Origin of the sequence: Curtobacterium sp. B18, from assembly GCF_000333375.1 — a bacterium.
In the GTDB taxonomy this organism is placed as follows: Bacteria; Actinomycetota; Actinomycetes; order Actinomycetales; family Microbacteriaceae; genus Curtobacterium.
This window is the reverse complement of the sequence record NZ_BACZ01000430.1, coordinates 1-9,426: the sequence shown is the minus strand read 5'-3', so window position 1 is coordinate 9,426 and position 9,426 is coordinate 1. Positions and strand designations below refer to the sequence as shown.

Here is a 9,426-nt window from a genome sequence, read left to right as displayed (position 1 = left end):
TATCCCGGCGATGCGGTTGGAGCGGACGTGCAATTCCACTGCTTCGCCTTCGACCATCGTAAGATCGGCATAGCGCGCCAGCCGCGCCTGGATGGATCGACGGAAGAGTGTTCGGTCCGCCTGCACCCGCGGCCCCTGGACGGCAGCACCCTTGCTGGCGTTCAGCATCCGGTAGTGAATGGCCGCGTCGTCAGCCGCCGCAGCAATCAAACCATCGAAGACGTCGACTTCGCGGACGAGATGCCCTTTGCCGACTCCGCCTATCGCGGGGTTACACGACATTGATCCGATCGCGGCGACGTTGAGTGCGATAAGGGCCACATTGGCACCCATACGGGTAGCGTGAACATCGCGTGGTCGGTCAGGAAGATGAGCCACTCGACCTCGACGACGATGCGGGCGCGGTTGAGCCCGGCCTCGGAGAGGTGCTCGCCCACCGTGTGCACGATCGGGTAGTAGCGCCCGTCGAGCGGGCTGATCGGCTGCGGGGGAAGGGGGGTCATGGGGCTCCCTGACGGACTGCCGGCTCGAGTTGGCGGAAGAGCGCCCGACAGGCCCGTTCGACGGTCGAGAGCACTCGGTCGAACTCGTGCCGGTCCGCGTAGTACGGATCCGGAACGTCGGTCTGCTGGGGCCAGGCGTCGTCGTACCGCAGCAGGAGCGTCACCTTCGCGGCGTCGTCCATGGTCGGTGCCCACGAGCGCAGGATGCGTTCGTGGGAGCGGTCGAGTGCGACCACCAGATCGAGGTCCGGGAACCGGTCCGGGTCGAACTGACGGGCGCGATGCCTGCTGCCATCGTATCCGCGCGCGGCGAGCGCCGCGATCGTGCGCTCGTCGGCCGGCTCGCCGACGTGCCAGTCGCCGGTGCCGGCGGACTCGACCTGGAACCGGTCGGCCATGCCCGCGTCCGCCGCCAGCTGGGCGAACACGATCCCGGCCATGGGGGAGCGGCAGATGTTGCCGCTGCAGACGAACGAGACCCGGAAGGGGGCGTCGGCGTCCGCGGTCATGGGGACATCATGGCGCAGCCGGCGCGCGTCCGCGATGCTGCTGCCGCCGGGAGGCGCGGTGCCGGTCCGGTCGTCGGCCCACCCCGGCGGGGTCGTCGCGCACGCGTCGTCGGCCAGCGTCACGCGCGCGGGCGGTTCAGCACCGGCCGCGCGAACAGCCCGATCAGCCAGGCGAAGACCGCGAGCACGAAGGCACCGACGATGCCCCAGCCGAACGAGTCGACGTGCAGCCCGAAGCCGAACGCGTCCGAGATCCCGGCGACGATGAGGAGCAGGACCGCGTTCACGACGAACGAGATGAGCCCGAGCGTCAGGATGTAGAGCGGGAACGCCACGATCCGGATGAGCGTGCCGATCACCGCGTTCACGAGACCGAACACGAACGCCACGAGCAGGTACGTGAGGACGGTGGCCGTGGTGCCGCCGTCGCCGAAGGGCGTGACGGAGACGCCGCTGACGATCAGCGTGGTGAGCCAGAGCGCGACGGCGTTGACGACGAGGCGGACGAGGAATCGCATGCCCCCATGATGCCCGTGCCCACCCGGGCGCGTGCCGCGAGGACGGGTCCTCCCGGCCCGGTAGCCTGGTCCGGTGACTGACGAGCGCGTGCACATCAGGCCCGAGATCGCCGTTCTCCCCGCCTACAAGCAGGGTCGTCAGGCCGAGGCCTCCGCCTTCAAGCTGTCGAGCAACGAGAACCCGTTCCCGCCGCTCCCCGGCGTCGTCGAGGCCGTGCAGGCGCAGACCGCGTTCAACCGCTACCCGGACGCGACCGCCCTCGCCGTCCGGGCCGAGCTCGCGCACCGCTTCGGGACGGGTGTCGACGAGGTCCACGTCGCCCCCGGCAGCGTCGCGATCCTGCACGAGCTCGCCAAGGCCACCGCAGGCCCCGGCGACGAGGTCGTCTACGCGTGGCGCTCCTTCGAGGCCTACCCGGGCGTCGTGACGGTCGCCGGCGCCACGAGCGTGCAGGTGCCGAACCGTCCGGACGGCGGCCACGATCTCGACGCGATGGCAGCGGCGGTCACCGAACGCACCCGGATGCTGGTCGTCTGCACGCCGAACAACCCGACCGGCCCGGTCGTCACCGCAGCGGAGTTCGAGGCGTTCATGGCGTCGGTGCCGCCGACCCTGCTCGTGGTGCTCGACGAGGCCTATGCCGAGTTCGTCACCGATCCGGACGCGGTGCGGGGACCGGCGCTCCTCGAGCGGTACCCGAACCTCGTCGTCCTCCGCACCTTCTCGAAGGCGTACGGACTGGCCGGACTCCGTGTCGGGTACGCCCTCGGCCCGGCGTACGTACTCGACGCCGTACGCGCCTGCGCGATCCCGTTGTCGGTCACCGCGCAGGGGCAGGCCGCGGCGCTCGCGAGCCTCGAGCGGGAGTCCGAGCTGCTCGAACGCGTGTCCGAGATCGCCGCACTGCGCGACCGCGTCGTGACGTCCCTCCGCGAGCAGGGCTGGGACGTCCCCGACGCCCAGGGCAACTTCGTGTGGCTGCCGACCGGGGCGCACACCCAGCACGCGGCGGAGCGCTTCGAACAGGCCGGCATCATCGTCCGGGCGTTCGCGTCGGAGGGCATCCGCATCTCGATCGGGGAGCACGAGGCTGTGGGAACGCTCCTCGAAACCGCCCGGTCGCTTGTGGGGGACCTCCAGGCGACCGAGTAGTCGCTGCCGCTACGCTGGCCCGCATGTCATTCCGCGCCGCGGCCCCCGCGACGACCACCGTCCGGCTCCTCGACCCCGAGGGCCGGTTCGTGGAGACCGACGAGAACGCCGAGTTCGCCGCCGCCGCGCGGGCGATCCCGGACGAGACCCTGCTGGCGATGCACCGCCGCATGGTCCTCACCCGTCGGTTCGACCACGCCGGCCACAACCTCCAGCGCACCGGGCAGCTCGGCCTCTGGGTGCCGAGCCACGGGCAGGAAGCCGCACAGACCGGCTCCGCCTTCGCCCTCCGTGCGCAGGACCACGTGTTCCCGTCGTACCGCGAGCACGCCGTCACGATGCACCGCGGCGTCGAGCCGATGGAGATCATCGCGATGTACCGCGGGCAGACCCACGGCGGGTGGGACCCGGACGAGCGGGGCAACACCCACATCTCGACCCTGGTGATCGGTTCGCAGACGCTCCACGCCACCGGGTACGCGCTCGGCCAGAAGCTCGACGGCGACGTCGGCACGGGCGACCCCGACCGCGACGCCTGCTCGATCGTCTACTTCGGCGACGGCGCGACGAGCCAGGGCGACGTGAACGAGGCGTTCGTCTTCTCCGCGTCGACCGGGGCGCCGGTCGTCTTCTTCCTGCAGAACAACCACTGGGCCATCTCGGTGCCCGTGTCCGTGCAGTCGCCGACCCCGCTCGTCGACCGCCCGCGCGGGTTCGGGATCCCGAGCGTCCTGATCGACGGCAACGACGTCCTGGCGGCGTACACGGCCTCGGTCGTCGCCACGGACCACGCCCGCAGCGGCCAGGGCCCGGCCTTCATCGAGGCCGAGACCTACCGCATCGGCGCGCACACGAGTTCCGACGACCCGAGCCGCTACCGCGAGGACGACGAACTCCAGGACTGGGTCCGACGTGACCCGATCGCCCGCTCCGAGGCGTACCTGCGGTCCAAGGGCGTCACCGACGCGCAGCTGGCCGAGTTCGACGCCGAGGGCGAGGACATCGCCGCCGACGTCCGCCGCCGCACCGTCGCGCTCACGCCGCCGTCCGTCGACGTCATGTTCGACAACGTCTACCGCGAGCCGCACCCGCTGATCGCCGAGCAGAAGGCCTGGCTCGAACAGTACGAGGCCGGCTTCGAAGGGGGCGCCCACGCATGAGCACCACCGAGCAGCTCTTCGACTACACCCTGCGCTCCCACCCGGGCGCCGGCGAGGTCCCGAGCGACCCCACCCCGACCCTGACGATGGCCAAGGCGCTCAACGCCGGGCTGGCCGCCGCGATGCAGGCGGACGACAAGGTCCTGCTGATGGGCGAGGACATCGGCGCCCTCGGCGGCGTGTTCCGCATCACCGAGGGCCTGCAGCAGCGGTTCGGCGCGGAGCGCGTCCGGGACACCCCGCTCGCCGAGTCCGGCATCATCGGCACCGCGATCGGTCTCGCCCTGCGCGGCTACCGCCCGGTCGTCGAGATCCAGTTCGACGGCTTCGTCTGGCCGGGCTTCGACCAGATCACGTCGCAGCTGGCGAAGATGGCGAACCGGCTGCCGGCGCACATGTCGCTGCCCGTCGTGATCCGCATCCCCTACGGCGGCCACATCGGCGCCGTGGAGCACCACCAGGAGTCCCCGGAGGCGTACTTCGCGCACACCCCGGGCCTGCGGGTCGTGAGCCCGAGCACCCCGAACGACGCCTACTGGATGATCCAGGAGGCCATCGCGTCGAAGGACCCGGTGGTCTTCCTCGAGCCGAAGTCGCGCTACTGGCCCAAGGGGCAGGTCGACCTCGTCGACGGCCACGTGCCGATGCACACCTCCCGCGTGGCCCGCACCGGCACCGAGGTCACCCTCGTCGGCCACGGCGCCATGGTCGCCACGCTCATGCAGGCGGCCGAGATCGCCGAGTCCGAGGGCACGAGCTGCGAGGTCATCGACCTCCGTTCGATCTCGCCGATCGACTGGGAGCCGCTCCTCGCCTCGGTCCGGAAGACCGGCCGGCTCGTCATCGCACAAGAGGCGTCCGGCTTCGTGAGCGTCGGCAGCGAGATCGCCGCGACGGTCGCCGAGCGGGCCTTCTACACGATGCAGGCGCCGCCGCTCCGGGTCTCCGGGTTCGACGTGCCGTTCCCGGTGTCGAAGCTGGAGCACCTGCACCTGCCGGACGCCGACCGCGTCCTCGAGGCCGTCGACCGCGCCCTCGCCTACTGACATCCCGACCGAGCTCGACCAGACCGCCGAAGGAGCCGTAGTGGCCGCCGCCGAATTCCCCCTGCCCGACGTGGGCGAAGGCCTCACCGAGGCCGAGATCGTGCAGTGGCGCGTCGCGATCGGGGACGAGATCGCCGTCGACCAGGTGCTCGTCGAGATCGAGACGGCCAAGTCGCTCGTCGAGCTCCCGTCGCCGTTCTCCGGCACCGTGACGGGGCTCCTCGTCTCCGAGGGCGACACCGTCGAGGTCGGCAAGCCGATCATCCGCGTCGAGTCCGACGCGTCGGTCGCGTCCGGGGCGCCGGTGACGGCTCCGTCCGCTCCGGCGGCACAGCCGGGAGGCACGGCACCGGTCGCGGACAGCGTCCCGACCTCGCCGGTGGTCGCCGCCACCCCGCCGGCAGCGCCCGCCCCGGCAGCGCCCGCCCCGGCGGCACCGGCCCCGGTGGCTCCCGTCGCGCAGACCCCGCCCGCCCCCGCGGCGACCCCGGCACCGGCTGCAACGCCGGCTCCCGCCGTCGCCGCTCCCGCCACGCCCGCGCAGCCCGTCGCCGAGGGCGCCTCGGTCGTCGGGACCGACGAGTCCTCCGGCGCCGTCCTCGTCGGCTACGGCTCGGCGACCTCGTCGCCGTCCCGTCGCAAGCCGGGCGCCCGCCGGGCCGCAGCGCTCGCGGCCGAGGCGAGCCGCGCCTCCAGTGCCGACGCCGCCGCGGCCGCCGAGGCCGCCACCGACCCGGGCGAGGAGTCGACCGCCGAGGCGATCACCGCCCTCGGCTCCGCCCCGCGCAAGCAGAGCACCGCGACGAACGTCCTCGCGAAGCCCCCGATCCGGAAGCTGGCGAAGGACCTCGGCGTCGAGCTGAGCGAGATCGTCGCGACCGGGCTCGCCGGCGAGGTCACGCGCGACGACGTCATCCGGCACGCGAAGCAGGCCAGCGTCTTCCGCAACATCGAGACGCCCGAGTGGGGCGAGGTGCGCAGCGAGACGATCCCGGTCAAGGGCGTCCGCAAGGCCATCGCCACCGCGATGACCACGTCGGCGTTCACCGCGCCGCACGTGTCCCTGTTCGTCGACGTCGACGCGACCCACACGATGGAGTTCGTCAAGCGGCTCAAGGCGTCGCCGACGTTCGCGGGCGTCAAGGTGTCGCCGCTCCTCATCGTCGCGAAGGCCGTGATCTGGGCCGTCCGCCGCAACCGCTCGGTGAACTCCACCTGGACCGACCGCGAGATCATCGTCCACCACTTCGTGAACCTCGGCATCGCCGCGGCGACCCCGCGTGGGCTCATCGTGCCGAACATCAAGGACGCGCAGGACATGTCCCTGCTCGAGCTCGCGCAGGCCCTCGAGCAGCTGACCCTGACCGCCCGCGACGGCAAGACCACCCCGGCGCAGATGGCGAACGGCACGGTGTCGATCACGAACATCGGCGTGTTCGGCATGGACACCGGCACCCCGATCCTCAACCCGGGCGAGGTCGCGATCGTCGCCATGGGCACGATCAAGCCGAAGCCGTGGGTCGTCGACGGCGAGGTCCGCTCGCGCATGGTGACGACGATCGGCGCCTCGTTCGACCACCGGGTCGTCGACGGTGACGTGGCGTCGCGCTTCGTGCACGACGTGGCCTCGGTGCTCGAGGAACCGGCGCTCCTGCTCGACTGAGCGGCTTCGTGAGCAGGAACGGTCGAGTGTCGCCGAGCTGCTCGACCGTTCCTGCTCACCATCTGCGGGCTTCCGCAAACGTCGCGTGGTGTTCACACGGATGTCGGTGGGCGGGGCGATGATCGACCCATGGTCCACCAGCTCCTGATGCCCCCGCAGGAGATCCGAACGGATCGCCTCCTGCTCACCCCGCTGTCGCCGGCGGACATCGACGACGTGCACGCGCTGTTCTCCGACGCGCGCACGTGGACGCACCTGCCCACCGGTCGGCACACGGCACGGGCGACGACCATCGACCTCGTCCAGCGCAAGATCGGCGGCCGGGCACGCCACGGGCTCGGCTCGTGGGCGGTCCGGTCCTCGGCCGACCACGCGTTCCTCGGGGTCGGCGGCGTGGACATGACGGCGGGCGGCGTCTGGAACCTCGGCTACCGCCTGACGCCGTCGGCGTGGGGCAACGGCTACGCGACCGAGGTCGCGCTCGCGGCCGTCGCCGCCGCGCGGGACGTGGGCGCCGACGTCCCCGTGACCGGGCGCGTCCTGACGAACAACCCGGCCTCGGCCGCGGTGCTCGGGCGCGCCGGCCTGTCCCTGGTGTGGCAGGGGTCGACCTCCGCACCGACCCCCGGCGGGGTCGAGCGACAGGTCTGGGCCGACCGGGCGTTGTCACGGACGCAGCGGGCCTGGCTCGTCGCCAACGCCTGAGCCGGGTCCCTCCACCGGGGTCGACGCCTCCGACGAGGGGACGAGCGCGCGGGCGACCCCGCACAGCACCAGCAGGACGACGGCGACCGGGGTGGCTCCGACCGGACCCACGGCCATGAGCACGACCGCGGCGAGGGCGACGACGGGCAGGGTGACGACGCCGGTCACCGCAGGGCTCCGAACAGGGCGTCGGCCTCGTGCGGCAGCTCCGTGCGGAGGGACCACTGCACGGTGTTCCAGTCGTGGCCGCTCTTCGGCGCGGAGGCGACGACGGTGTCCGCGCCCGCCGCCCGTGCCGCACGGCCGAGCTTCCGCGCGTTCTCGCTGAACTGGCGGTCGGCCGAGCCCGCGGTGAGCCACAGGGCGTGCCCGCCGAGGCCGTTCTCCCGCATCTGCGCGATCGGGGCGGCCGCCCGCCACGCGGCGACGGACCCGCCGAAGGCCTGGTCGGCGCTGTGCTGGGGGTTCTGGTCGATCGGTTGCAGCTCGCTGGAGATCGCCAGCGCCGCGCCGAACGACGCCGGGTCCGCGGTGACGAACTGCATCGCGCACGTCGCCCCCTGCGAGAAGCCGACGAGCCCCCATGCTCGTCGGTCCGGCGTGACGGGGAGGTGGGCAGCGAGCCACGCGGGCACGTCCCGGGTGACGTAGGACGCCGACTTCCCGAGCCGCGAGTCGACGCACATCGGGTTGCGACCCGGTGCCGACAGCTGGTCGACGGACACGACGATCGGCGCCCGCCCGTGGTGGGCGGCGGCGTACGCGTCGAGCACCGTGCCCATCTGCCCGGCGGTGAACATGTCGCTCGGGGCTCCCGGCTGCCCGGCGAACGCCAGGACCACGGGCAGGCGCGCCGGGTCGCGGACGAGGGCGGCCGGCGGCAGGTAGACGACGGCGGGACGTGCAGGGAAGCCCGAGCGCGTCCCCGGGATGTCGACCGTCCGGATCACGCCCGCCGCGGGCATCGTGGCCGCCGGGGCGGCGTCGAGGTCGAGCGCGGGGTACGGGTCGCTCTGCACCACGGTGCCGAGGGTCGGGTACTTGGCGAACTCGACGTTCACGCCGAGCGCCGGGACGAGGAGCGCGGCCGGTACCAGGACCGCGGCCAGCACCCGTCGCCCGCGACCGCCCTGCACGATCCCGGTGACCGCCAGCGCGAGGGCCGCCGTGGCCACCGCGACCCACATGCGCGTGACGCCGCTCAGGGCGACGCCGAACAGGTCGACCACGTCGCTGACGACCCAGCAGACGACCAGCACCGCCACGGCCGCGACCGCCGCGACGACCGCGCGCACCCGTACGGCCCGCCACGCGGGGCCGGAGCGCATCCGCCGGAGCCCGGGGAGCAGGACGACGAGTGCGAGCACGGCGAAGGCGGTGTCGATCGGGACGAGCTTCGACGGTGCCTGCAGCTGTGTCGCGAGCAGCCAGGCGGTCGGACTCACGACCGGGCCGCCGCGCGGGCGTCCGCCGCCTGGACCCGGTGCGCCTGGCGGAGCGCCCACAGGTGCTTCGGGCGGAGCCCCGGCACGTACGCCGCCGCCAGGGCGCGGGTCACCCGCGGGACGTGCAGCGGCGTGGGGACGACGAGCCAGAGCGGTTCGTGCCGGGCGCCGAACTTCTCCTTGAAGCGCTGCAGCGAGCGGAAGCCGTACACCGGTTCGAGCGCCCGGGCGAGCATCGCCGACCCGCGCACGACGAGCGGACCCGCCCCGGCGTGCGCGGCGAGTGGCGTGCCGGACAGGCTGATCGTGGTGAGGCCGGCCTCGCGGGCGCGGAGGGCGGTCCGGGCGATGAGGAACTCCATCACGCCGGGCATCCCGTCGTCGCCGCGGCGCATGACGTCGAGCGTGTACCCGGTCAGCGCCCCGCGTTCGTGGACGGGCAGCCAGCTGGTCACCGCGGTGACGTGACCGTCCGCGGTGACGGCGAGCAGGAGCCGGACGTCCGAGTCGTCCAGCTCCCGGAACCCGCCGAGCGTGAAGCCCATCTCGGGCAGCCGACGGTCGGCGGCCCACCGCGTGCAGATGGCCTCGACCTCGGCACGCTGGTCGGCCCCGAGCGCGTCGAGGGTCGTCCACTCGTCGCGGACGCCCTCGCGGTCGGCCCGGTTCGAGGCGGTGCGCAGATCGTGCCGCTTCTTGCCTCGGAGGTCGAAGGTCGTCACGT

Annotated in this window: 11 protein-coding genes and 1 pseudogene; 5 read left to right on the top strand and 7 right to left on the bottom strand. The window is 72.7% G+C overall.

Annotation, left to right across the window (positions count from 1 at the left end):
• From I5E_RS23620 to I5E_RS11840, 4 genes and pseudogenes are all read right to left on the bottom strand, one after another.
• The coding region (locus I5E_RS23620) for an FAD-dependent oxidoreductase (RefSeq protein ID WP_222836467.1) at positions 1-321 on the bottom strand (321 nt) is incomplete at its 3' end.
• 23 nt (positions 322-344) lie between these two features.
• A pseudogene (locus I5E_RS11850) lies at positions 345-503 on the bottom strand (adenylosuccinate lyase); the annotation flags it as partial.
• Positions 500-1,012: a low molecular weight protein-tyrosine-phosphatase gene (locus I5E_RS11845; protein WP_031262388.1), complete on the bottom strand. Its 513-nt coding sequence runs from the start codon at positions 1,010-1,012 to the stop codon at positions 500-502. The pseudogene I5E_RS11850 and the gene I5E_RS11845, both read right to left, overlap by 4 nt.
• Before the next feature lie 119 nt (positions 1,013-1,131).
• Positions 1,132-1,530 carry a phage holin family protein gene (locus I5E_RS11840; RefSeq protein ID WP_022907176.1) on the bottom strand — a complete coding sequence of 133 codons (399 nt, stop codon included), beginning with the start codon at positions 1,528-1,530 and terminating at the stop codon, positions 1,132-1,134.
• Between the two features lie 73 nt (positions 1,531-1,603).
• Between I5E_RS11840 and I5E_RS11835 the strand changes: the two genes are divergently transcribed.
• The 5 genes from I5E_RS11835 (at position 1,604) to I5E_RS11815 (ending at position 7,257) form a co-directional block, all read left to right on the top strand.
• Positions 1,604-2,683 carry a histidinol-phosphate transaminase gene (locus I5E_RS11835; protein ID WP_022907175.1) on the top strand — a complete coding sequence of 360 codons (1,080 nt, stop codon included), beginning with the start codon at positions 1,604-1,606 and terminating at the stop codon, positions 2,681-2,683.
• Positions 2,684-2,706: 23 nt separating this feature from the next.
• Complete coding sequence (locus I5E_RS11830; protein ID WP_022907174.1) at positions 2,707-3,843, top strand: thiamine pyrophosphate-dependent dehydrogenase E1 component subunit alpha; 1,137 nt, start codon at positions 2,707-2,709, stop codon at positions 3,841-3,843.
• A gap of 86 nt (positions 3,844-3,929) precedes the next feature.
• Entirely contained in the window at positions 3,930-4,889 is a 960-nt protein-coding gene (locus I5E_RS11825; RefSeq protein WP_031262385.1) for an alpha-ketoacid dehydrogenase subunit beta, read from the top strand.
• A 40-nt stretch (positions 4,890-4,929) separates the two neighbouring features.
• Positions 4,930-6,552 carry a dihydrolipoamide acetyltransferase family protein gene (locus I5E_RS11820; RefSeq protein WP_022907172.1) on the top strand — a complete coding sequence of 541 codons (1,623 nt, stop codon included), beginning with the start codon at positions 4,930-4,932 and terminating at the stop codon, positions 6,550-6,552.
• Positions 6,553-6,681: 129 nt separating this feature from the next.
• Entirely contained in the window at positions 6,682-7,257 is a 576-nt protein-coding gene (locus I5E_RS11815) for a GNAT family N-acetyltransferase (protein ID WP_022907171.1), read from the top strand.
• Here I5E_RS11815 and I5E_RS11810 read toward each other — a convergent pair.
• The 3 genes from I5E_RS11810 to I5E_RS11800 all read right to left on the bottom strand — a co-directional run.
• Positions 7,219-7,425, bottom strand: a complete 207-nt coding sequence (locus I5E_RS11810; RefSeq protein ID WP_022907170.1) for a hypothetical protein — start codon at positions 7,423-7,425, stop codon at positions 7,219-7,221. The two genes, I5E_RS11815 and I5E_RS11810, sit on opposite strands and share 39 nt — an antisense overlap.
• Positions 7,422-8,702 (bottom strand): alpha/beta hydrolase, encoded by a 1,281-nt coding sequence (locus I5E_RS11805; protein WP_148286949.1) that lies wholly within the window; start codon positions 8,700-8,702, stop codon positions 7,422-7,424. The genes I5E_RS11810 and I5E_RS11805 overlap by 4 nt, the downstream gene beginning before the upstream one ends.
• Positions 8,699-9,426 (bottom strand): DUF2156 domain-containing protein (locus I5E_RS11800; protein ID WP_031262380.1); only part of this gene is annotated, 728 nt, incomplete at its 5' end. The genes I5E_RS11800 and I5E_RS11805, both read right to left, overlap by 4 nt.

Coding starts and splice junctions, on each gene's coding strand:
- I5E_RS11845 (WP_031262388.1), bottom strand. CDS start 1,012: ATGACCGCGGACGCCGACGCCCCCTTCCGGGTCTCGTTCGTCTGCAGC.
- I5E_RS11840 (WP_022907176.1), bottom strand. CDS start 1,530: ATGCGATTCCTCGTCCGCCTCGTCGTCAACGCCGTCGCGCTCTGGCTC.
- I5E_RS11830 (WP_022907174.1), top strand. CDS start 2,707: ATGTCATTCCGCGCCGCGGCCCCCGCGACGACCACCGTCCGGCTCCTC.
- I5E_RS11825 (WP_031262385.1), top strand. CDS start 3,930: ATGGCCAAGGCGCTCAACGCCGGGCTGGCCGCCGCGATGCAGGCGGAC.
- I5E_RS11815 (WP_022907171.1), top strand. CDS start 6,682: ATGGTCCACCAGCTCCTGATGCCCCCGCAGGAGATCCGAACGGATCGC.